The sequence below is a fragment of the Nocardiopsis salina YIM 90010 genome, assembly GCF_000341025.1.
Classification (GTDB): Bacteria; Actinomycetota; Actinomycetes; order Streptosporangiales; family Streptosporangiaceae; genus Nocardiopsis; species Nocardiopsis salina.
Window position 1 is genome coordinate 1 of record NZ_ANBF01000101.1, and the last position, 21,396, is coordinate 21,396.

At 69.7% G+C, this 21,396-nt stretch carries 17 protein-coding genes, 2 pseudogenes and 2 riboswitches; of the genes and pseudogenes, 15 read left to right on the plus strand and 4 right to left on the minus strand.

Annotated features, from left to right (window positions below):
* Window positions 1-53: 53 nt before the first annotated feature.
* The 4 genes and pseudogenes from D474_RS28370 (at window position 54) to D474_RS34270 (ending at window position 5,236) form a co-directional block, all read left to right on the plus strand.
* On the plus strand, window positions 54-2,819 hold the full coding sequence (locus tag D474_RS28370; RefSeq protein WP_017613720.1) for an ADP-ribosyltransferase: 2,766 nt from the start codon (window positions 54-56) through the stop codon (window positions 2,817-2,819).
* Window positions 2,820-2,873: 54 nt separating this feature from the next.
* Complete coding sequence (locus tag D474_RS0111510; protein WP_017613721.1) at window positions 2,874-3,626, plus strand: hypothetical protein; 753 nt, start codon at window positions 2,874-2,876, stop codon at window positions 3,624-3,626.
* Between the two features lie 1,023 nt (window positions 3,627-4,649).
* Window positions 4,650-4,928: pseudogene (locus tag D474_RS34265) on the plus strand (hypothetical protein); the annotation flags it as partial.
* The gene (locus D474_RS34270) at window positions 4,925-5,236 is read left to right on the plus strand and encodes a contact-dependent growth inhibition system immunity protein (RefSeq protein ID WP_161628669.1); all 312 of its coding nucleotides are present in this window, start codon (window positions 4,925-4,927) and stop codon (window positions 5,234-5,236) included. The pseudogene D474_RS34265 and the gene D474_RS34270, both read left to right, overlap by 4 nt.
* Before the next feature lie 726 nt (window positions 5,237-5,962).
* On the opposite strand, the gene D474_RS28375 is transcribed toward D474_RS34270, so the two are convergent.
* Window positions 5,963-6,223 (minus strand): transposase family protein, encoded by a 261-nt coding sequence (locus tag D474_RS28375; RefSeq protein WP_338045280.1) that lies wholly within the window; start codon window positions 6,221-6,223, stop codon window positions 5,963-5,965.
* Window positions 6,224-6,689: 466 nt separating this feature from the next.
* On the opposite strand from D474_RS28375, the gene D474_RS0111520 reads away from it, so the two are divergent.
* Together D474_RS0111520 and D474_RS0111525 are read left to right on the plus strand one after the other, a co-directional pair.
* Window positions 6,690-7,190 (plus strand): hypothetical protein, encoded by a 501-nt coding sequence (locus D474_RS0111520; protein WP_017613723.1) that lies wholly within the window; start codon window positions 6,690-6,692, stop codon window positions 7,188-7,190.
* 274 nt (window positions 7,191-7,464) lie between these two features.
* A complete protein-coding gene (locus D474_RS0111525; protein ID WP_394296530.1) occupies window positions 7,465-7,692 on the plus strand; it encodes a PLD nuclease N-terminal domain-containing protein in 228 nt (75 codons plus the stop codon).
* Window positions 7,693-7,737: 45 nt separating this feature from the next.
* Here the strand turns inward: D474_RS0111525 and D474_RS34075 are convergent, their stop codons facing one another.
* The gene (locus D474_RS34075) at window positions 7,738-8,106 is read right to left on the minus strand and encodes a Uma2 family endonuclease (RefSeq protein WP_017613725.1); all 369 of its coding nucleotides are present in this window, start codon (window positions 8,104-8,106) and stop codon (window positions 7,738-7,740) included.
* Between the two features lie 371 nt (window positions 8,107-8,477).
* Window positions 8,478-8,699, plus strand: a riboswitch (cobalamin riboswitch).
* Between the two features lie 54 nt (window positions 8,700-8,753).
* Here D474_RS34075 and D474_RS0111535 point away from each other — a divergent pair.
* Genes D474_RS0111535 through D474_RS0111550 form a run of 4 tightly spaced genes read left to right on the plus strand, consistent with a single transcriptional unit; the run spans window position 8,754 to window position 12,716 of the window.
* The gene (locus D474_RS0111535) at window positions 8,754-9,719 is read left to right on the plus strand and encodes a hypothetical protein (protein ID WP_017613726.1); all 966 of its coding nucleotides are present in this window, start codon (window positions 8,754-8,756) and stop codon (window positions 9,717-9,719) included.
* Window positions 9,716-10,381 (plus strand): precorrin-8X methylmutase, encoded by a 666-nt coding sequence (locus D474_RS0111540; protein WP_017613727.1) that lies wholly within the window; start codon window positions 9,716-9,718, stop codon window positions 10,379-10,381. The genes D474_RS0111535 and D474_RS0111540 overlap by 4 nt, the downstream gene beginning before the upstream one ends.
* Window positions 10,378-11,970, plus strand: a complete 1,593-nt coding sequence (locus D474_RS0111545) for a precorrin-2 C(20)-methyltransferase (protein ID WP_017613728.1) — start codon at window positions 10,378-10,380, stop codon at window positions 11,968-11,970. The genes D474_RS0111540 and D474_RS0111545 overlap by 4 nt, the downstream gene beginning before the upstream one ends.
* Window positions 11,967-12,716, plus strand: a complete 750-nt coding sequence (locus D474_RS0111550) for a cobalt-precorrin-4/precorrin-4 C(11)-methyltransferase (RefSeq protein WP_026118400.1) — start codon at window positions 11,967-11,969, stop codon at window positions 12,714-12,716. The genes D474_RS0111545 and D474_RS0111550 overlap by 4 nt, the downstream gene beginning before the upstream one ends.
* A gap of 97 nt (window positions 12,717-12,813) precedes the next feature.
* Here the strand turns inward: D474_RS0111550 and cbiE are convergent, their stop codons facing one another.
* Window positions 12,814-14,052, minus strand: a complete 1,239-nt coding sequence (cbiE, locus tag D474_RS0111555) for a precorrin-6y C5,15-methyltransferase (decarboxylating) subunit CbiE (RefSeq protein WP_017613730.1) — start codon at window positions 14,050-14,052, stop codon at window positions 12,814-12,816.
* A 31-nt stretch (window positions 14,053-14,083) separates the two neighbouring features.
* Window positions 14,084-14,229, plus strand: a riboswitch (cobalamin riboswitch).
* A gap of 44 nt (window positions 14,230-14,273) precedes the next feature.
* Between cbiE and D474_RS0111560 the strand changes: the two genes are divergently transcribed.
* The 5 genes and pseudogenes from D474_RS0111560 to D474_RS0111585 all read left to right on the plus strand — a co-directional run bounded on the left by D474_RS0111560 (window position 14,274) and on the right by D474_RS0111585 (window position 20,938).
* Window positions 14,274-16,400: a VWA domain-containing protein gene (locus D474_RS0111560; protein WP_026118401.1), complete on the plus strand. Its 2,127-nt coding sequence runs from the start codon at window positions 14,274-14,276 to the stop codon at window positions 16,398-16,400.
* Entirely contained in the window at window positions 16,400-17,014 is a 615-nt protein-coding gene (gene cobO / locus D474_RS0111565; protein WP_017613732.1) for a cob(I)yrinic acid a,c-diamide adenosyltransferase, read from the plus strand. The genes D474_RS0111560 and cobO overlap by 1 nt, the downstream gene beginning before the upstream one ends.
* Before the next feature lie 53 nt (window positions 17,015-17,067).
* Window positions 17,068-18,657, plus strand: a complete 1,590-nt coding sequence (locus D474_RS28385; RefSeq protein WP_449289349.1) for a cobyrinate a,c-diamide synthase — start codon at window positions 17,068-17,070, stop codon at window positions 18,655-18,657.
* Window positions 18,594-19,771, plus strand: a pseudogene (gene cobC / locus D474_RS34080) (Rv2231c family pyridoxal phosphate-dependent protein CobC). Before D474_RS28385 ends, cobC begins: the two are co-directional and overlap by 64 nt.
* 210 nt (window positions 19,772-19,981) lie before the next feature.
* On the plus strand, window positions 19,982-20,938 hold the full coding sequence (locus tag D474_RS0111585; RefSeq protein WP_040703380.1) for a cobalamin biosynthesis protein: 957 nt from the start codon (window positions 19,982-19,984) through the stop codon (window positions 20,936-20,938).
* 103 nt (window positions 20,939-21,041) lie between these two features.
* Here D474_RS0111585 and D474_RS0111590 read toward each other — a convergent pair.
* On the minus strand, window positions 21,042-21,396 hold a 355-nt coding region (locus D474_RS0111590), incomplete at its 5' end, for a precorrin-6A/cobalt-precorrin-6A reductase (RefSeq protein ID WP_017613735.1).

Below are 21,396 nucleotides of genomic sequence, written 5' to 3' on the forward strand. Positions count from 1 at the left end.
CTTCGAGAACTACGCCGAGCGCACCGAGTCCATGTTCCTCAAGGGGCGAGGACATGGAGACCACCTGGCAAGGGCTGCAGGAGCACCACACCGCGCCCGAGTCCGAGACCCTGTTCGCAGCGGTCGAGCCGGTGGTCTCGGCCGGCGAGGATCTACAGGGCGATCTGGCCACCGTGGCCACAGCGTTGGAGGACTTCGCTGAAGCGGCCGCGGAGGCCCGCCGCAAGCTCAACAACCTGCGGATCGAGGCCCAGTCCTTCGCCCGTGATCTGGAGGACCGCAAGTTCTGGTGGTTGGACCGCAACGAGGAGGAGGACGAGTGGGCCGTCCAGACCAACTTCTCCCTCAAGTCCCAGGTGAATCGGGCCTGGAACGACTTCACGTCCGCCGAGATCGACTGCGCCAACGCCATCTCCGGTATCCACAGCAACCTCGTCTTCACCAACCCCAATGACGCCACCGGCGCCGACAACGAGCTGGTCTACGGCGAACCGGCGCCACTCGCGGGCCTCGACCCCGACAACATCATCGGAACCCTGCCCGAGGCCGCCAACGGGCTGGTCGTACGGCAGCTCAACACGCTGACCGAATGGGCCGCCGAGGAGATCCACCCGGCCGACGCGGAGTTCGAAAACAGCTACGGCCAGGCAGCCTGGGACACACTCGTGGTCGGGCTCGGCTTCGGCATCGCGCAGGGTTTGGTGACCAAGACAGGTTATTGGCACCCAGAGAACGGGTGGGCATCGAGCAACGCGCACCAACGCGAGAACTTCGGGATGGCATGGAAAGAGACCGGCATGGGGGCTGCGGCCCTGGCGGGCATCCACAACGAGGACGGCTGGTTGATCGAGCCCAGCAGCGACGATCCCGGCGCCAACCTCAGCTGGGGGTGGTGGTGGGACAACGCCACAGACTCGTTGGGCCAGCTCTGGGAGGGCCATACGGGCTGGTCCAGGCGTGAGGAGGACCCCGAATACACCGGGGCCCACTCGGTGATCAACACGGCCTTGATCTTGGGCGTGCCGATCAGGATCGGCGCGGACCTCCTCGGCCCCGGCAACAGCGCTTCCGGCGGTGGCTCCGGGTCCGGGACAGGTCCCGAGAGCGGAACCGGGACCTACGGCGGCCAAGGATCGGGCGCCGGGGCCGGTAGCTCCGAACGCGAAATCGGCGACATCGCCGAGGAGGGGCGCACCCCGATCACGGACCGTCTGGACGACGCGTTGGAGCAGACGCCTCCGCTGCCGCCGGCGACCCCCGAGGGGCCTGGGGCACCGGGCGGGCCAGGCGGGCCATCGGAGCCCGGCGGTCCGGGGGCGCCTGGCGGGCCGGGTGGATCCCCGGGGCAGGACCCGCCGAACCAGGGGACCGGAACACAGGAAGGGCCGCGACAGGAGCCCACTTCCCCCGGCGCCCCGCCCCCGGGCGGCACGGGCGGCACCGAAGGCCGGGGCGGCGAGCGCGGCGGATCCCCGGTTCCCGGGCCGCGTGAGGGCGACCAGAGCCGAGAGCGCCCCGGGGCCCGGGACCAGCGCGACCGCGAGGGTGTGACACCACCACCGGTCACCGGCGGCGGAAGCGACGCGCCCGGCGACGGCCGCGGTTCCGGCTCCCAGGACCGGGAAGGCACTCCTAACGGTGCACCGATTCCGCCCAACCACGATGCTGGCGGCCCTTTTCAGCACGGGGACAGGGAAGGCGGTGCCCCAGCCTCCACATCACGCGAGGACAATGGTGAACGGTCCCCCGCAACCGGCGGTGGCGGCAGTGGAAATGGTGGTGGAAATGGTCCCCATGTACCGCCATTCGGTACAGGCGACGGCGACCAAGGCCAAGGAAACCAAGGCAACAGTGGAACCGACGGCTCAGAGACGCATCGGCACGACGGGGCGCAGGGCCCCAGCGGCGGTACATCGGATCACCTGGGGACCGTTGGAACGGACGGCATCAGGCGTTTCCAGGACACTGCCGAAGCCGAACGTTTCGCCAACCAAGTCCTGGACGATCCTAGACGCAACGCGCACGCATACGACAACCTTCCCCTGTACCAACAGTCTGCCGTGTGGACATACACACGGAACTCCTGGCTGAATCCGATCGATCGGCTGGGTGGCCCGCTTCAACAACAGCGCTACCTGGATGACCAGATCGAGCGGACACGGGAACTCATGAACCATCCCAACCCAGACGTGCGCAACAGCAACAAGGGATGGACTCTGTACGATATGAACGATCGGGTCAAGCCAACTCTGTGGGACATTCAAGATGCACGTCATCGCACTGACCTAGCGCCCGTGCAACGAGAACTCGTCAACGATATCCTCAGAAACAGAGACCCCCAGGCCAGGATGAACAGTTGTCTGTACAATGCGGGATATCCAGGACACATCGCCGAATCCAACGGGGGCCGGTATCCCACAATGGATGACGTCGAGCACCTTACCGAGAGCATGGATGCGGCTGTGAGCCGACCCCTCCCCGAGGGCATTGAAGGCGTTCGAGGAATGCACGATATCAACTATTTCGATGGATACGATGGAAGTATATCTTCGATCATCGGCACCATTCAATCCCACCCGGGATACATATCCACTTCCATCGGTTCCGAGCCAACTCAAGTCGGACCGGAGCCATTCAAGTATAAGATGAACCTCGACATCCCGGCCGGAGCCGAAGGGCTTTGGGTAGGCGAGAACAGTGCCTTCCCGAACCAGAGAGAACTGATTCTTCCCAGAAACGCAGAAATAGACACAGTAGACGCGAGGCAGGCCGGGGCAGATGAATTTGAAATCGATGCACGCGTAGTTACTGACGATTGAGTTGACATGAACCATTATTCAGCAAAAAGAATCCATGGGCGAAGAGTATGTGACATGGTCGGCAAGGAAACGACCCCGGTGCACTACTACGTGATCCACCTGAAAGGCCGACCCATTGCGGCCTTGCTGACGCAGGGCGAGCGGAACGCCAAGTTCCTCGCCATCATGGACGCCACTGACCTGGAAACCAGGCTCAGTGCCAGCGAGGCCTGGGGAAGACGACTGGCGCAAGACGCCGAACAGGACCTGACCCCTATGGAGTCCATCCAACGGTGGCGAGGTGTAGCTCCCGAACCCAGCATCGGCGGCATCCCGCCCGAGGCCGAACTCCACACGTGCACCGACTTGGCTGAACTGGACCAGCTCCTCAACCCCGGGCTCGAACCAGAGGAGGACGACCTCACCAAGCTCCTCCAGGACCCTGTGCACCTGTACGGCCGCGACTGGGGACCGTTCGTCACGAAAAAGGTCGACACCGGTTACCGGATCCTCGCCTCTGGAGAGGTCACCTACCTACCCGTGCGTCTGGGCGAAACCGTCATCGGCTACCTGTGGGCCTCCGACGCCGAAAACGCGCGGGACTACGTCCCCCGCCCGGCCGCGGGAGCTCCCGCATGGCGGGCAAGGCGATGGTGGATCAGGCAGGCCGTGGACGCCGCCGGCAGAGGCCTCTCACCCGCCCAGGCCCTTCGCGAACGCATCGGCCTACCGGAGGACCCCGTCGGTGGTCGGCTCGACCCCACAGACAAAGAAAGCATCGCCGCAGGCCGTAAAGGCCTCGAACAGATCGCCCAAGGGACACTCTGAGCCTTACGGACGAGATATTGGATCTCGGAACGGGCTCCGACCATCAAGATAATCGCGTTGGAGACATAGTCCTAAATCTGAGTAGGGAGGTTGAATTTTTGGGGTTACGCTTCCAGCGACAGGCCGGTTCCAGTCAGGCACCCCTCGAACACTTCGGCGGTACTGCATAGGTGTGATTAGGACGCGGATCAGGGAGGAGAATTGGTCGATATCACCAGGGGCCAGATTGTATCGGCCGCTGCGCATCGCTGACCATTCGATGACAAGGTTGTCGTGTTTCCGGGCGGCACAGCCCCCTATTCGGAAGGGATCTAATGAAAACCATGAGGAGGTCAGCAAGGGAAGTCGGTTCCTGGTTGTGGTCGGTTCCTTACACACGGCACCCCAACTTGAGGGGTATGTTGGCCACACCCCAAATTGCAATTAATGCACTACAGTCAGAGCGGATTCTGAACCAGGGTAGTTTGCGAATGTTCTGGAAAGAGAAAGGATCCCCCGCGGGGAAATAACCTCCCTTCCAATGCTCCAGGGGGATCTACTGACAGACCTCTTTCAGCCAGCAGAGAACTCGACTCCCTCTAGCTATAAACAGCCGCTCATCAATTACATGAAAGCGGAGGGTGATGGTTATACGACTTTTGCAAAAAAACTGCACCAAGGTGCTCGATGGGTTGACCGAAGTGAACATCTTCCTTTTCCAGGCTCGATGAATGTAGAACTTACTATTCATCACGATATCTGGTTTCCGTATGCTTTCGATGGGTCGCCCCACCCGCAGGTCTATGAGTAAAACGCCCCACGGTTGACGGCAGTTCTGCAACAGATCGAATCAGGTCTGGAGCAGGAGACCGAGCCCGGAGATAGGACCTTCTTTGGGCAGCCCGGAAGGCTGGTAATGCTTCCACCGGAAGACGACTTGACCATCGACGGAAAACTAATTGAAGTTACAGACATCAGCAACGTTGATGGACTTTCCAAGAAATTCATTGCGACGAGGGATAATGCGCACCAACAACGGAACGCGCAACAGCCGCAGCCCTGGAAATGCACAGATCCAAGATTAACGAATGGCTCAAAAATGACATGAGCGTCTCACGCAACCAGGCGCTCACCCTCAAGCAGGTTGACGTGGGAATGGGCTCAGTGGGACATGCATTGAGACGGCAAGGCAGCGCAAATAACCCCACCGGCTGGGATACACTCGCCCCCGATAAAATCAGAGTAAGCCTCCGATATGACGAAACCATGCACCCACAACCTTTCAGGGTTCACACTTCTTTCCCGGAGCCGAATGCCCCATGAATAACATCGAAGAAAAATACCCGACCATCGAAGAATTTTTCAGTACATACCTTCACCAGGACTGGACTATTGACGGGGAAAGTCTACCCGAGCCATTCGAAAACCTAAAAGCACTTCAGGAAATGTCTGCAGATCTAATCCAAGAAATAAATTCTCTGCTATCCGATAGCTATAGCAATGAAGATTTGGATTGCATCTTCTTCGATCGATGGCTAACTGGGTATGAACCGAATGAGGACGAGGGAGAATCCTGGCACGATGTCCTGCGTCAGATAAGAAAAATCTGTGAAGCTTACTCATCACAATAGCTCACTCCGCCTCTTGTGGGAGATTTCTTCCATTTCCTAAATGGGACTACGGGGGGTTCAAGCTACCCCGGAGGAGGTCATCGATAGATCGTTCGACGCGATCCGCCAGTATGGGGGCGATCTAAACGAAATTATTTTCATCGGCAACGGTTACGTAGTAGTCTGGCCCTGAGGAGACCATGGCTCACGTAGAAACGAACTCCGACTCAAGCATGTTCGAGTTCTTTCAGCATCCCCAGGCACACACCTGAGGGGTCCGGGGAAGGCATGAACGTAACCCCAGGCCCGAGAGCTCACGCTCGAAAGCCACGAATGATGCAGATCAGAAGGTCATCAAGAGAAGTTGGCTCATGGTCATGGTCCGCCCCGCTCAAGGACTACCCCACTATAAGAGAACAACTGCTTACCGCTCAGACCCCAATCAATGTGCTCAAATCCGAACGGCTATTGACTCCTCGCCAACTGCAGGTCTTCTGGAGAGGGCGAGGGCGAAGCCAAGGAGGTCAAGAGTTCATTAGCATCCCCGAAGGAGAGACACTTGAAACTCTTTCTCGCCCTATAATGGATTCAGCGCCACCGGCGAACATCGATCCCTTCATCAGTTACATCAAAGTCAAGGGAATTGGATTCGTAGACCTCCCGAACGCCCGCACTGAAGCCTTCAACGGACTCGTCGAAGTAAACATCTTTCATTTTCCAGACTCAGCGAGGTGAACCCAGCGAGTTTCATTTCAGGCGCCCGTGTTCGAAACGCGTGAGCACGAGAGCGGCTCGGGCGATAGTCCCGATATTGCTGGGGCTGGCCTTGATGTGCTGCAGGAGCCGCCACAGCTGAGTGAGCACTGCGAACCCGCGCTCGCCCAGGCAGCGCACACCCCGCTGGAGCTTGTTCAGGGCACGGTTGTCCAGGGCCAAGGGGCACTCGCCGGGCTGCTTGATGGGGGTGATGATGCCGATGCCGGCGCCTTGGTATCCCAGGTCGGTGATCGGGAATCAGACGGAGGACGAATCCTTGGTGGCCAGCTCCTCGAGCCCCTGATGGTCATCGGCCAGAGGAAGTCGATGTCGTCCCACATGGCCTGCGTGATGAGCGGTTTCCCGCCGATGCTCAGCTCTAGCGCCCCTTCGATGAAGCTCTGGCCCAACCGATCGAGTTGGTGTTCGATCGAGTCCGGAAGGGCACCTTCCGGGTCGCCGTTCAGCCGCTTCGGGCAGACTGCGCAGGCTCCCAGAAGCCCAGGTGGAGCACCGTCGGCGTCGGACGCGCACAGCCCCGGCCGTCCCGGGTCCGCTCACATGTGCTCGGGATGCAGGGGCCCGCCCGTGGGCCGCCCGCAGCAAGGGCCCGACACACCCATCGCTCAGCCATGTGAGGGCGCGGCCGAGAGGCCCCGTAGGGTCGTGTCGCTCGGAACGACCGGTGGGTTCCGGGCGCCGACGGAAGGATTCGGGTATGGGCGCGGCCGTCGACACCACCCAGTGGAGCGACTTCGGTGTCGCCGTCATCGGCGCCAGCGCCGCGTTGGCGGGCCTGCTCGTCGTGGCCGTCTCCATCAACATCCAGCCGATCCTGGCCAACGACACCTTGCCGCGGCGGGTCGTCGTCGCGTTGGTGTCACTGACGACGCCCCTCGTCTTCTCCGTGGTCCTGCTGATCCCCGAGGCCCCGGCGAGTGTCGTGGGTTGCTCACTACTGGCCATCGGTCTCGTGTGCGGGAGCATCCTCGGGGTGGCCGCCTCGCCGTCCGCACGTCCTCCCGGACGCACGTTGGCGGAGTGGCTGATTGCCCCCGTCACGCCGGCGGTGCTGCTCGCGGGATCGATCGTTCTGGCCGGTGTCGGGGTGCTCACCGAGTCGCTGGGCGGTCTCTACTGGCTCCCCGTAGCCGTCATCGCCTCGGTGGTGGGCGGTCTCGCGCAGGCATGGGTACTGCTCATCGAGATCCTGCGCTGACCGCCGCGAAGACACGTCTCACGTGCGCGGAACTACGGGACCGCGGGTGCCATGTCCGATGGCGCGCAGAACCCGGTTGCGCGCACACCACCCGAAGCACCACCGACGAAAGTAGGGGCGGGGTCCCACGATCGGCCGCTCCCGGGGCGCCCGTCTCCCACCTCGGTCGACACTGCGATCCGTCCTGCAGGGGGAGGTGGCGGCAGCGGGCGCGCTCCTAGCGTGAGGGGTGTTGATCGAAGCCCCGAACCGGAACGGAAACACCATGCCCCTGATGATGAGCAACCTCCCCGTCGACGAGCACGTACTGGGGATCACCCTGGCCCTCGGAGCGCTGCTGTTGGGCCTGGCGGTGGTGGTGTTCATCATCGCCGCGTTCTTCAGCGTGCTGTTCGCGCGGATGGACCTGGGGATGAAGGTCGTCTGGATCATCCTGATCTTCCTCGCGCCCTTCATCGGAGCCCTGCTGTGGTTCGTCATCGGGCGCCCGCGCGCGGGATGACCGGGCACGGGCGGTGTGCAGGCCGGCGTTCGGGAACGGCTGTCGTCAGTCCCCGCCGATACGGTCGCGCCACGGTCCGCTCGCGGTCAGCCAGTGCGGAACCAGGCGGACGGGGAAGGGGGCTTCGGTCTCGAACACGTCCTCCCCGTACACCTGGGTGACGTCACGGTAGACCCCGTTCTCCAGGCGCATCTCGCTCAGCGCCACCTTGTCGGCCAGCGGGTTGATGATCCAGTACGAGGGGATCCCGAACGCCGAGTACTCGGCACGCTTGGTATGGCTCTCACGGATGACGCTGCTCGCGGAGACCATCTCGACCGCCAGAAGGGGAGGAACATCGATGTGGTCCTCCTCGACTTCCTGATCCAGAACGGCCAGGTCGGGGATGCGGTGGTGGGTCCCGTCCGGGGACATGTTGATGCCCCGGTCCTTCCCCGATCTCGAAGCGCCCCTGGCAAAGGTTGTCCAGGTGTGTGCTCAGACGGTGGGCAACACGCATGTGCATGAACTTCGGTGCGGGTGACACGTCAAGCCGCCCGTCGACGAGCTCGTACCGGCGTCCGTCCTCCGGTGTGTGCTCGAGATCGTCCACGGTCAACGGCCGTTCGGGTGTGCCCGGTTCCCCGACCGTCATGACAGACATCCTGCCTCCTCGCGCTCATGGGCGCCGGTATCGCGGGATCGGGCCCATCGTGCCGGGAGAACGGGGAAAGACCGTGCGGGCCGGGTGACCGGAGCCCGGGGTCCGGGCCGGGGGCCTGCCCGACGTGGGGAGTCGGGCACCGGGTACCCTCGTCGGGCCAGTCGAACTCCACCCGATGGAGCAGGGAACCCGGTGCGAAACCGGGACTGACGCGCAGCGGTGAGGGCGACGGGCGGACACGTCCCCACGGGCGGCGCCGGGACAGGTGCCCCGGGGACGGCCACTGGGGCCGCGCAGCCCCGGGAAGGCGTTCCGCACCCGATCGACCCCGAGTCCGAAGACCTGCTGGCACCGGCGGAAACCACCGCCGGGTCACCCACGGGCCACGCGAAGGAGCCCCCTGACTCGAAGGACGTCCATGCCCCCGACCGGCAGACCGGAACCGGGCCGCCCCGGCCCCCGAGACCGGCGCGACCGCTGCCCGGGCGCGCTACGGCCGTGGGCTGCCGACGACGGACTCCTGGTCCGGCTCCGGCTCATCGGCGGCCACCTTCCGGTCGACGCGCTACAGACCCTGCTCGGGGCCGCCGAGCGGTACGGGGACGGCCGGGTGCACGTCACGGTGCGGGCCAACCTGCAACTGCGCGGGTTCCCGGGCACGGACGCACGTCTCGACCCGGAGGCCGTCGACGCGCTCGAGGCCACCGGACTGCTCCCGTCGCGCACACACGAGCTGGTGCGCAACGTCATGGTCTCCCCGGGCACGGGCCTGTCGGGCGGGCGCGCGGACCTGCGTCCCGTGGCCGCCGAACTCGACCAGCTCCTGCTCGCCGCTCCGCACCGGGCCGGGCTCCCCGGACGGTTCCTGTTCGTGCTCGACGACGGCCGCGGTGACCTGCTCGAACGCACCTGCGACCTGGGGTTGGTCGCGCTCGACGAGCACCGTGCCCAGCTCCGGGTGGGGCAGGGCCGGGGCCCGGTGGTCGGCCTCGACGAGGCGGCCGAGGCCCTGGTGGCGCTGGCCGACCGGTTCCTGGAACGCCGCGGACAGGGCCCCTCCGCCGCGTGGCACGTCACCGAACTCCGCGATCCGCTCACCGAACCGGTGCCACCCGACCCGCGATCTCCTCCCCCCGAGCCGCCGCTCCCCCACGGCCCCGTGCCAGGGGGCGGTCGGCACGTCCCTGTTCCCGACGCCGGCCTGGACCGCGCCGCCGCCGGCGCACTCGCCGAGGAGGCCCGTGCCGCAGACGGTTCCGCGCTCGTGGTGACCCCGTGGCGCGGTGTGCTCGTGCCAGGCGGGCCCGTCACCGGAGCGCCCCCGGGCCCGGCCGGCCCGCACGCCCCAGTCCCCGGCGTCCACGTCCCCGGAGGTAGACCTTGACGCACCCCCGCCGACCGAACCGGCACTACGACTACATCGACGACGGCCCCGCGATCTACACCGACTCCTTCGCGACGATCCGACGCGAGGCCTCGCTCGACCACCTGCCGTCGGACGCCGAACGGCTGGCGGTGCGCATGGTGCACGGCACCGGGCAGGTCGACCTCGCCGCCGACCTGGTGGTGCGTCCCGGGCTGGTCCCGGCCGCCCGGAAGGCCCTGCGTTCGGGCGCTCCGATCCTGTGCGATGCGGGCATGGTCGCAGCGGGGGTCACCCGCGCGCGCCTGCCGGCCGACAACAGCGTGCGGTGCCTGCTGTCCGACCCCCGGGTCCCCGAGCTCGCGCGGGAGTGGGGCACCACCCGTTCCGCCGCCGCGGTGTCCCTGTGGGAACCGGAACTGGAGGGGGCCGTGGTGGCCGTCGGCAACGCACCTACGGCCCTGTTCCACCTCATGGAGATGTTGATCGACGGGGCACCGAGACCCGCCGCGATCGTCGGTTGCCCGGTCGGGTTCATCGGCGCCGCGGAGTCCAAGCAGGCGCTGACCGAGCTCGCCGACCGGCACGGCATCGACGTCCCGTACGTGACCGCACTCGGCCGACGCGGAGGGTCAGCGATGGCCTCGTCGGCCCTGAACGCACTCGCGAAGGAGGAGGAGTGACCGGCCGCTTCCACGGTGTCGGCGTCGGCCCCGGGGACCCCGAACTCATCACGCTCAAGGCCGCCAGGCTCATCGCCGGCGCCGACGTGGTCGCCTACCACGCCAAGGCGGGCAAGCGCTCGAACGCCCGCCGGATCGCTTCGGACCTGGTCCCGGGGACGGCGATCGAGGAGGAGCTCACCTACCCGGTGACGACGGGCACGACCGACCACCCGGGCGGGTACACGGGCGCGCTCGCCGACTTCTACGAGCGTTCCGCGCTCCGGTTGGCCGGGCACCTGGATGCCGGGCGGGACGTCGTGCTGCTGTCCGAGGGCGACCCGCTCTTCTACGGGTCGTACATGTACATGCACGACCGGTTGTCGGAACGCTATCCCACGGAGATCGTTCCGGGCATCCCCGCGTTCGCCGCCGCGACGTCGGCCGCGGAGTCCCCGTTGGCGCGGCAGACCGACGTGCTCACGGTGCTGCCCGGGACCCTGCCGGAGCCGGAGTTGGCGCGGCGGTTGGCCGACACCGACGCGGCCGTCGTGATGAAGCTGGGGCGCACGTTCCCCGCGGTGCGGCGGGCTCTGGAGGCCGCCGGACGCCTGGAGCACGCGGTGTACGTGGAGCGGGCGTCGATGGAGGAGGAGCGCCGGCTGCCGGTCGCGGAGGTCGACCCGGCGTCGGTGCCGTACTTCTCGGTGATCCTCGTGACCGGGGACAGCCGGAACGGGAGACGCTCGCGGGTGGCGTCGGGGGCTGCCGGGGCTGCCGGCACCGCCCGGGCTTCGGGGGCTTGTGATTCCGGTCCTGGTCCCGAGAACACCGCCGTCCCCGGCGACCCTGCAGAACTCCTGGTCGTCGGTCTGGGCCCCGGCCCGGACCACTGGCTCACCACCGAGGTCTCCGACGCGCTCGCCGGCGTCGACCACGTCGTGGGGTACGGACCCTACGTGGACCGGGTTCCGCAGCGCGCGGGTCTGACCCGGCACGCGTCCGGCAACACCGTGGAGCTCGACCGCGCCCGCCTCGCCCTCGACCTGGCCCGGAAGGGCGAACGCGTCGCGGTGGTCTCCGGCGGGGACGCGGGCGTGTTCGGGATGGCCACTGCCGTGTTCGAGGCGGCCGATGACCCGGTGTACCGCGACGTCCCCGTGCGGGTGCTGCCCGGGGTGAGCGCGGTGCAGGCCGTCGCAGCGCGTGCCGGGGCCCCGGTGGGCGGCGACTTCGCGGTGGTGAGCCTGTCCGACCGGCTCAAACCGTGGGAGGTCGTCGAAGGCCGGCTGCGCGCGGTCGCCGGGGCCGACATGGTGCTGGCGGTCTACAATCCGGCGTCGCGCTCACGGACGGAGCAGATCGTCACCGCGCAGAAGGTGCTGTTGGAGCACCGGGACCCGGACACGGTGGTGATCCTGGGCCGCAGCATCGGGCGCGAGGGGGAGTCCTTGGAGGTCACGACGTTGGGCGCGCTGGATCCGGGCTCCGTGGACATGCGGTGCCTGTTGATCGTCGGTGCGTCCGGGACCCGGGTGTCGGAGACGGGACGTGTGTGGACCCCGCGCTGGGTGGAGCCGCGCGGGACGGAAGGGACGGTGCGCCCGTGACCGTGCACTTCGTGGGGTCCGGCCCCGGAGCCGCCGACCTGCTGACCGTGCGCGCCACCCGCATGCTCGCCGCAGCGGACGTGGTGCTCTACCCCGGCACGTACCTGGACCCGGAGGTGCTGGACCACTGCGCCCCCGGGGCCGAGCTGGTCGACACCCAGGGCCTGGACCTGGACCGCATCACCGAGCGCCTGGTCACCGCGCACGGCGACGGTGCGGAGATGGTGCGACTGACGTCCGGGGATCCGTCGGTGTACTCGGCGCTCGCGGAACAGACCCGGCGGCTGGACGCGCACGGGGTCCCGTGGGACGTCACGCCCGGGGTGCCCGCCTACGCGGCGGCGTCGGCGCTCGTGGGGCGGGAGCTGACCGTGCCGCTGGTGTCGCAGTCGGTGGTGCTGACACGGACGCAGGCGCGGTCGACGGTGATGCCGGAGACGGAGTCGCTGGAGGCGTTCGCGGCGACGCGGGCCACGTTGGTGCTGCACCTGGCCGTCCGGCGGGTGCGGGGGCTGATGGAGCGGATCGAACCCGAGTACGGGGCGGACTGCCCGGTGGTGGTCGCGCACCGGGTCGGAGGGCCGGAGGAGGCGGTGCTGCACGGGACCGTGGGCGACATCGCGGACGCCGTGGAGGAGGCCGGGTTCCGGCAGGCCGCGGTGATCCTCGTGGGGCGGGCGCTGGCGCCGCGGGACGGGGGTGAGTCGTTCTTGTACGCGCCCGACCGCCCGCGGGACGGGTCGTAAGAACGGCCGGCCAGCGGGGCGGGGATCTTGCTACCAGAGCCGGGTTCAGCGCCGATACCGGCTCCAGTAGCAAGATCCCCGAAAGCCTGGCCCCGGCCTACAGGGTCAGGGACCACTGGGTCACGGTGCGCGCGGGGGTCCAGCCGGTGAACGTGCCGACGGGCGCGGTGGCCTCCACGGCGATCCGGATGAGTTCCCCGCCGCGGCCCCGATACGCGTCGGCGAGCAGGTGCTCGGTCTCGAGGGTGACCCCGTGCACGACGATCCGGCCACCGGGCCGCAGCGCGTCCAGGCACGCGTCGAGCACACCGGGGCGGGTCGCTCCCCCGCCGAGGAAGACCGCGTCGGGTGCGGGAAGGCCCTCCAACGCCTCCGGGGCGCGCCCGTGCACCACCTGCAGCCCCGGAACGCCGAGCGCCCCGGCGTTGCGCCGGACACGGGAAGCGCGTTCGGCCGCCGCCTCGACCGCCGTGGCCGTGCAGGACGGGTCGGTGCGCATCCACTCGATGCCGACCGAACCGGCGCCCGCCCCCACGTCCCACAGATACCCGCCGGGGAAGGGCACCAGGCGGGACAGTGCCGAGGCCCGCAGGTCGCGCCTGGTGAGCTGTCCGTCGCTCTCGAAGGCGTCGTCGGGAAGCCCCGGGGCCGACCCGTACCCGGCACCGTCCACGGTCTCCAGGGCCAGCACGTGCAGGGCCGGAACCCCGTCGGGCGGCGCGGCACACCAGTCGTCGGCGGTGCCCGAGATACGGGTCTCGCTGCCCGCGCCCAGGTCGCCGAGCACGGTCATCCGGCACGCGGGGTGTCCGGCGCCGGTCAGCAGGGCGGCCACGCGCGCGGGTGTCTCGGGTCCGGAGGAGAGCACCAGGAGCCGGCGACGCGGACCCAGGTGCGGCAGGATCAGGCGGGCATCGCGTCCGACCAGGCTCACGACGGTGCAGCGTTCCGCGGGCCAGTTCATGCGCGCCCGGGCGAGGGAGACCGAGGAGACGGCCGGCTCCACACGCACCGCGTCGGACCCCAGCAGGTCGACGAGGGTCGTACCGATGCCGGAGACGAACGGGTCACCCGAGGCCAGCGCGACGACCGGGCCGTCCCCGTCCCCGAGCCCCCACAGCAGCCCCGGCAGCCCCTCGCGCAGCGGCGAGGGCCAGGGCTCCCTCCGCTGGCCGGGCTGTTCGGGCAGCATCGCCAGGTGCCGCCGCCCGCCCAGCACCGTTCCGGCGTCCAGGACGAGGCGGCGGATGCGTTCGGGGAACCCGTCCCAGCCCTCGGCACCGGCGCCCACCACGGTGATCGGGGGCTCGGCAGGAGGGCGCGTGTCGACCGTCATGGGCGTGACGTTATCGTGGCGGGCACAGGCACGAGGTGCCCCGGGTGCCCAACCGTCGGAAACGGCGGGTAAGGCTACCGGGGAGAATCTGGGAAGCCGGTGAGAGTCCGGCACAGGCCCGCTGCGGTGAACCGGGCCCCGAACGAGGGGACCCGGCAAGTCCGAAGACCGGCCTCGCGCCCGCCCTCCTACCGACGGCGAACACGAGCGGGAGCCTCACCATGCCTCAGCGGCCTGCGCACTATCCCTTCTCCGCGATTGTGGGCTGCGACACCGAGCAGCTCGACGACCTGGGTCTGGCGCTCGTTCTCACCAGCGTCTCCCCCGACATCGGCGGTGTGCTCGTACGCGGGCAGAAGGGCACCGCGAAGTCCACCGCCGTGCGCGCGCTCGCCTCCCTCCTGCCCCCGGTGGAGGTCTACCGGGGTGACCGGTTCTCCGTGGACCCCGCGGATCCCTCCCAGCACTCCCCCGACGGCCCGTTCGGCCCCGGGACCGCCGTGGAGAGCCGCCCGGTCAACCTGGTCGACCTGCCCGTGGGCGCCACCGAGGACCGGGTCCTGGGCTCCCTGCACCTCGAGCAGGCCCTTACCCACGGCAAGGTCGCCTACGAGCCAGGGCTCCTGGCGCGCGCACACCGCGGGCTCCTGTACGTGGACGAGGTCAACCTGCTCCACGACCACCTCGTCGACCTGCTGCTGGACGCCGCCGCGACGGGCCGGGTGACGGTCGAGCGCGACGGGTTCTCGGTGGAGCACGCGGCCAAATTCCTGCTCATCGGAACCATGAACCCGGAGGAGGGCGAGCTGCGCCCCCAGCTCCTGGACCGGTTCGGGCTGACCGTCGAGGTGACCGCGCCGACCGACCCGTCCGCGCGCGCCGAAGTGGTGCGACGCCGGATGGCCTACGACGCCGACCCCGGGGGCTTCGCGTCCGGTTACCACGAGGCCGAGGAGGCGCTCGCGGACCGCATCGCGAAGGCACGCGGGGCGGTGGAGCGCGTACACCTGTCGCAGGCGGCGCTGCTGAAGATCGCGGAGGTCTGCGCGGCCTTCGAGGTGGACGGCCTGCGCGCCGACATCGTGACCTCGCGGGCCGCGGTCGCGCACGCGGCCTGGGCGGGCCGGGAAGCGGTCACCCGCGCCGACATCCGGCGCGCGGCCCTGCTCACACTCCCGCACCGGCGCCGGCGCAACCCGTTCGACGCCCCGGGGCTGGACGAGGAGCTGCTCGACCGGGTCCTGGGTGACGAGGACCCGCCGCCGGACCCGCCGGAACCGCCGCAGCCCCCGGAGTCGCCGGACGACCCGTCCGAGCCGTCCGAGCCCGAGGACGCCGACCCTTCGCAGGGCTCGGACCGGCCGGAACAGCCTCCGGAGGACGCGGGCCCCGATGCCCCGGGGCCGGAGAACTCAGACGGCCCGGATCAGAGCGCCGAGGCCGAAGCCACCGAGCAGCCCCCGAACACCGACACGGAGCAGGACGTCGGCGAGGGTCCCGGGGACGCCGGCCCCCCTCCCCCGTCGTCGGACCGTGCCACCAGCACCGTCGGTTCCACGGCCCCCTACCGCGCGCGCAAGCTGACGGTGCGCGGCGCGGGGCAGGGCGCCGACGGCAAGCGCAGCCGGGCCGTGGGCAGGCGCGGCCGCCGCATCGGGGCGGCCCCGCCCGGTTCCGGGTCCGGGTCCTCGCTGCACCTGGTGGAGACCGTACGCGCCGCAGCCGCCGCGCCCCGGGAGGGCGAGCGGATGCGGATCCGCCCCCAGGACCTGCGGGTCGCGGTGCGGGAGGGTCAGGAGAGCAACCTGATCCTGTTCTGCGTGGACGCGTCCGGCTCGATGGCGGCGCGCAAACGCATGAGCGAGGTCAAGACCGCGATCCTGTCGCTGCTTCTTGACGCCTACCGGCGGCGCGACAAGGTCGGACTCATCACCTTCCGCGCCCGCCAGGCCGAACTGGCGCTCCCACCGACCAATTCGGTGGACGTGGCCGCTGCCCGGCTCGAGGACATGCCCGCCGGCGGCCGCACGCCCCTGGACGAGGGGTTGCTGGAGGCCGACCGGGTACTGCGGCGCGAACAGCGGCGCGCCCCCCGGCTGCGCCCGCTGCTGGTCGTGGTCACCGACGGTCGGGCCACCGGGGCGCGCGGCGCGGTCGAGCGGTCCCTGGCCGCGGCCGACCACATCGCCGGGCAGGAGATCTCCTCCGTGGTCGTCGACAGCGAGTCCGGGCCGATGCGCCTGGGCCTGGCCCTCGGGCTCGCCGCCCGTCTGGGCGCCGAACACCTTCCGGTCGGCGAGGTCAACGCCGAAGCACTCAACACTGCCGTACGAGAAAGGGCCGCCTGATGCCTCAGGGCCAGCCGTCCGTGATCCCCGACGACGGACTCACCACCCGACAGCGCCGGAACCAGCCGCTGCTCGCCGTGCACACCGGTGACGGGAAGGGCAAGTCCACCGCGGCTTTCGGGCTGGCGCTGCGCAGCTGGAACCAGGGGTGGCACATCGGCGTGTTCCAGTTCGTGAAGTCGGCGAAGTGGCGGATCGGCGAGCAGACCGTGTTGGAGCGCCTCGGGAAGCTGCACGAGGAGACCGGCGAGGGCGGCCCCGTCGAGTGGCACAAGATGGGTTCCGGGTGGTCGTGGATCCGCCGCAAGGACGGCGAGGAGGACCACGCGGCGGCCGCCGCGGAGGGCTGGGCGGAGATCAAGCGCCGGCTGGCCGAGGAGCAGCACGACCTGTACGTGCTGGACGAGTTCACCTACCCGTTGGTGTGGGGGTGGATCGACGTCGACGACGTGGTGGAGACCCTCAGGAACCGGCCGGGGCGCCAGCATGTGGTGATCACCGGACGGCGGGCCGACCCGCGGCCCATGGAGGTGGCCGACCTGGTCACGGAGATGGGCAAGGTCAAGCACCCGATGGACGCCGGACGCAAGGGTCAGCGGGGCATCGAGTGGTGAGGTCCCCGGACGTTCCCGGGGGCGCCCTCCCCCGGTTCATGGTGGCCGCGCCGATGACCGGGCAGGGCAAGACGACGGTGGCGACGGGGCTCATGGCGGCCCTGCGCGGTTCCGGGCTCGCCGTGAGCGGGCACAAGGTCGGGCCGGACTACATCGACCCGGGGTACCACGCGCTGGCCACCGGGCGTCCGGGCCGCAACCTCGACCCGCACCTGGTCGGGGAGGACCGTGTCGCGCCACTGCTGCTGCACGGGGCAGGCGGGGCGGACGTGGCCGTGCTCGAGGGCGTCATGGGCCTGCACGACGGGCGGCTCGGCACGGACGGGTTCGCGTCGTCGGCGCACGTGGCCGCCCTCACCCGCACCCCTGTGGTGCTCGTGATCGACGTGGCTCGGATGTCGCGTTCGGTGGGTGCGCTGGTCGCCGGGATGGCCGCCTACGACCCGGCGGTCGAGGTCGCCGGGGTGATCCTGAACCGGGCGGGATCGGAGCGCAACACCGCCGAGATCGCTCGGTCCTTGGAACCCACGGGGCTTCCGGTGCTCGGTGTGATCGGGCGCGACGAAGGGTTGGCCACACCCTCGCGCCACCTGGGTCTGGTTCCGGCCGGAGAGCGGGACGGTGCGGCCTCGGTGGTCGAGCGGATGGCGGAACAGGTCGCACGGCAGGTGGACCTGGGCGCTGTGATGGACGTGGCCCGGTCCGCTCCCCCGCTGAAGGAGCGTCCGTGGTCGCCGGAGGAGGCCGTCACACAGAACCGTGCAGTTGCCGACCGCGGCTCGCGCGGGACGGCGCCCGAGGAGCATCCCGTGGTGGCGGTGGCCGGTGGCCGGGCCTTCACGTTCCGCTACGCCGAGACCGAGGAGCTGTTGACGGCGGCCGGGTGCCGGATCGAGGTCTTCGACCCGCTGGAGGACACCTCGCTGCCGTCGGGCACGCGCGGACTGTACCTGGGCGGCGGGTTCCCCGAGGTGCACGCCGGTGATCTCGCTGCCAACCGCGCGTTGCTGGGCGAGCTGCGGGAGGCGGTGCGGTCCGGGGTCCCGACGGTCGCCGAGTGCGCGGGCATGCTGTACCTCGCCCGGACCCTGGACGGGGAACCGATGGCCGGGGCTGTGGACGCCGACGCGCGGATGAGCGAGCGGCTGACGCTGCGGTACCCGGAGGCGGTCGCACCCGCGGACACGTTGCTGACCCGGGCCGGTGAGAGGGTCACCGGTCACGAGTTCCACCGGACCCGGTTGACGCCCGGGGCCGGCGGCGAACCCGGGACGGGGGCTTCGGCGGGGTCCACGGCCTGGGAGATCGACGGGTCGGCCGAAGGGCACGCGTCAACGACACTGCACGCCTCGTACCTGCACGTCCACTGGGCCGGTCACCCGCACCTGGCCGTCCGCTTCGCCGAGGCGGTGCATGGTGCCAAGGCTGTGCACCATGCCGATCCTGTGCGCGGTGCCGAGCATGTAGCCGACGGCGGCGGCCCNNNGCAGATGCAGGGGCCCCAGGGGCAACGCCCGCCCCCGCGGACACGCGCGCCCCATCGAGCGCATCGGCCCCGAGCGCGACCACGTGTGCGTCCATGTCTACTCAGACCCACGATCCGGACCACCGCGAGCGCGGGGACGTGCAGCGCGCGGACCTAGGGGGGCCGCCCTCCGGCACCTCCGATCGGACGGCCCCGACGACGGAACACTCCACCCAACCCGTCGCCGCACCGGTCGCGGAACCGCTGCGGCACCACGGCGACCAGGAGACCGGTTCCGGTCTCCTCGACCTCGCCGTCAACGTCTACGCCGGCCCGCGCCCCGCGTGGCTCGACCGCGCCCTGCACGACAGCCTCGACGGTGTGGGCTCCTACCCCGATCCGGCACCCGCGCGCGAGGCGATCGCTCGGCGGCACGGCCGATCCGTCGACGAAGTGCTGCCGACGGCGGGGGCGGCCGAGGCGTTCACCCTGCTCGCACGGGTGCGCGCGTGGCGGCGGCCGGTGGTGGTGCACCCGCAGTTCACCGAGCCGCACGCCGCGCTGGAGGAGGCCGGACACTCGGTCACGTCCGTGCACTGCCCGGCCGAGCGCGCTTTCACGTTCGACCCGGACACGGTTCCCGGGGACGCCGACCTCGTGGTCGTCGGGAACCCGACCAACCCGACCGGGGTCCTGCATCCGGCGGAAGCCCTGCGGCGGCTGTGCCGTCCGGGGCGTGTGGTGGCCGTGGACGAGGCGTTCATGGACGCGCTTCCGGGTGAGCCCGAGTCGCTGACAGGTGAGGACCTGCCCGGGCTGGTGGTCCTGCGCAGCCTCACCAAACACTGGTCCATCCCGGGCCTGCGCGCCGGATACGTCGTCGGTGACGCGGGCGTGGTGGCCGAGCTGGCCCGTTTCCNCCCGCGATCGCCGCGACCGTGGCGTGCACCGACGCGCGGGCGACCGCAGAGGCCGAGGAGCGGGCCCGGACCCTGGACGCCCAACGCGCGGCGCTCGAGCACGGGCTGCGCGCGGCCGGGATCGTGTTCGTGCCGTCGCGTGCGCCGTTCGTGCTGGTGCGCGTGGGGCACGGGGGGCACGGGTTCCTGCGGGAGCGGGGCATCGCCGTGCGGCGCGCGGACACCTTCCCGGGGCTCGACGGCTCCTGGATCCGGGTGGCCGTGCGTCCGGAGGAGACCACACGGCTCCTGCTCGCCACCCTGGCGGAGCTCCCGGTCGCGGACCGCGCCCCGCAGGTACCGCAGGGGAAGGTGCGGGCCGCACGCGCCTGACCGGGGCGGGCAACGGTCCGGGACCGGTCCACACACGTAGGCCACGAGCCACGAGCGCCTGATGATGGCCTCGTGCGCCTGCCGACCGCCGAACGTGAGAGAACGAAGGGCACCCCTGAACGCATGACGAACGCAGGTGGGCACACCGCGCCCGCGTGTGCACACGGGACCGGCACGCGTGCGCACATGGCGGACCGTCCGGCCGGCCTTATGGCGGGCGCGCGGGCAGCCGGGCTCCTGCTCGGGTACGCGGCCGACCGGGTGCTGGGCGACCCCCGACGGCTCCACCCGGTCGCGGGGTTCGGAACCGCCGCGGCCGCGCTGGAACGCCGTCTGTACGCGGACTCCCGCGCGCGCGGCGCGGTGCACACCACGGTCCTGGTGGGCGCAGCCGCCGGGGTCGGGGCCGCCGCGGAACGGGCGACCGAGGGGCGTCCGCTCGCACGCGCCGCGGTGACGGCGGTGGCCACGTGGGCGGTGCTGGGCGGGCGTTCCCTGGAACGTGAGGCCACGGCCGTTCAGGACCTGCTCGACGAGGGCGACCTGCCGGGCGCACGCGAGCGCCTGAGGTCCCTGGTGGGTCGGGACACCAGTACGCTCGACGCGTCCCAGGTGGCCCGCGCGGTGGTGGAGTCGGTCGCGGAGAACACGTCCGACGCCGTGGTCGCGCCGCTGGTGTGGGGGTCCGCGGCCGGGGTTCCGGGGTTGCTGGCCCACCGCGCCGCGAACACGCTCGACGCGATGGTCGGGCACCGGAACGCGCGCTATGAACGCTTCGGTTGGGCTTCGGCGCGCCTCGACGACCTGCTCAACCATCCCGGGGCGCGGTTGAGCGGTCTGCTCGCCGCGGGTTCCGCGCCTGCCCGTTCGGGTGAGGCGCTGCGTGCCTGGCGGGACCATGCCGCACGCCATCCCAGCCCGAACGCGGGTGTGGTCGAGTCGGCGTTCGCGGGGGCGCTCGGGGTCCGGCTGGGCGGGACCAACCGGTACGGGGACCGGACCGAGCACCGGCCGGAACTCGGACACGGGCGCCCGGCCGAGCCGCGGGACGTCCCGCGCAGTACCGCGCTGGCCCGCCGTGTCGGCACCGGCGCGGCGCTCTTCGCGGCGGGTGCCGCCCTTGCTCTGGGCGCAGCGCGCGCAGCGGGCCCCGGACGTGCCTCGTAGCGACGCCCGCCCCAAAAGCCTCACGCGTACCGGGTGCCTCACGCGCTACACGCATCGGGAATCGCACGTGCCGTGGCTCGCGTGTCCTGGCGAAAGGTCAGGGTCAGCGGCGGGCGAGCACCCAGGTGAACGCCTCGCGCACGTCGTGCACGGCCGGGACCCCCGTGGCCCCGGCGGGCCTGCGCACGACGACGACCGGAACACCGAGCGCCCGGGCCGCCTCCATCTTCGGCCACGTGTAGGTCCCGCCCGCGTCCTTGGTGACCAGGACACCGGATCCGTGCCCCTGCATCAGCCCGTGCTCACTGTCGAAGCTGTACGGACCGCGGCTGGTGACCAGGCGCCAGGTGTCGGGCAGCTCCAGGTCGGGGGCGTCCACGACCCGCGCGAGCACCGCGTGGTCCAGCAGGGCGGGCACGAAGCGGGCGAGTTCCTGGCGGCCGACGGTGAGGAGCGGG

Excerpts from the sequence above, each read along its gene's own strand:
- D474_RS28370 (WP_017613720.1), top strand. The coding sequence starts at position 54 with ATGGAGACCACCTGGCAAGGGCTGCAGGAGCACCACACCGCGCCCGAG.
- D474_RS0111510 (WP_017613721.1), top strand. The coding sequence starts at position 2,874 with ATGGTCGGCAAGGAAACGACCCCGGTGCACTACTACGTGATCCACCTG.
- D474_RS34270 (WP_161628669.1), top strand. The coding sequence starts at position 4,925 with ATGAATAACATCGAAGAAAAATACCCGACCATCGAAGAATTTTTCAGT.
- D474_RS0111520 (WP_017613723.1), top strand. The coding sequence starts at position 6,690 with ATGGGCGCGGCCGTCGACACCACCCAGTGGAGCGACTTCGGTGTCGCC.
- D474_RS0111525 (WP_394296530.1), top strand. The coding sequence starts at position 7,465 with ATGATGAGCAACCTCCCCGTCGACGAGCACGTACTGGGGATCACCCTG.
- D474_RS34075 (WP_017613725.1), bottom strand. The coding sequence starts at position 8,106 with ATGTCCCCGGACGGGACCCACCACCGCATCCCCGACCTGGCCGTTCTG.
- D474_RS0111535 (WP_017613726.1), top strand. The coding sequence starts at position 8,754 with ATGCCCCCGACCGGCAGACCGGAACCGGGCCGCCCCGGCCCCCGAGAC.
- cbiE (WP_017613730.1), bottom strand. The coding sequence starts at position 14,052 with ATGACGGTCGACACGCGCCCTCCTGCCGAGCCCCCGATCACCGTGGTG.
- D474_RS0111560 (WP_026118401.1), top strand. The coding sequence starts at position 14,274 with ATGCCTCAGCGGCCTGCGCACTATCCCTTCTCCGCGATTGTGGGCTGC.
- cobO (WP_017613732.1), top strand. The coding sequence starts at position 16,400 with ATGCCTCAGGGCCAGCCGTCCGTGATCCCCGACGACGGACTCACCACC.
- D474_RS0111585 (WP_040703380.1), top strand. The coding sequence starts at position 19,982 with ATGGCGGGCGCGCGGGCAGCCGGGCTCCTGCTCGGGTACGCGGCCGAC.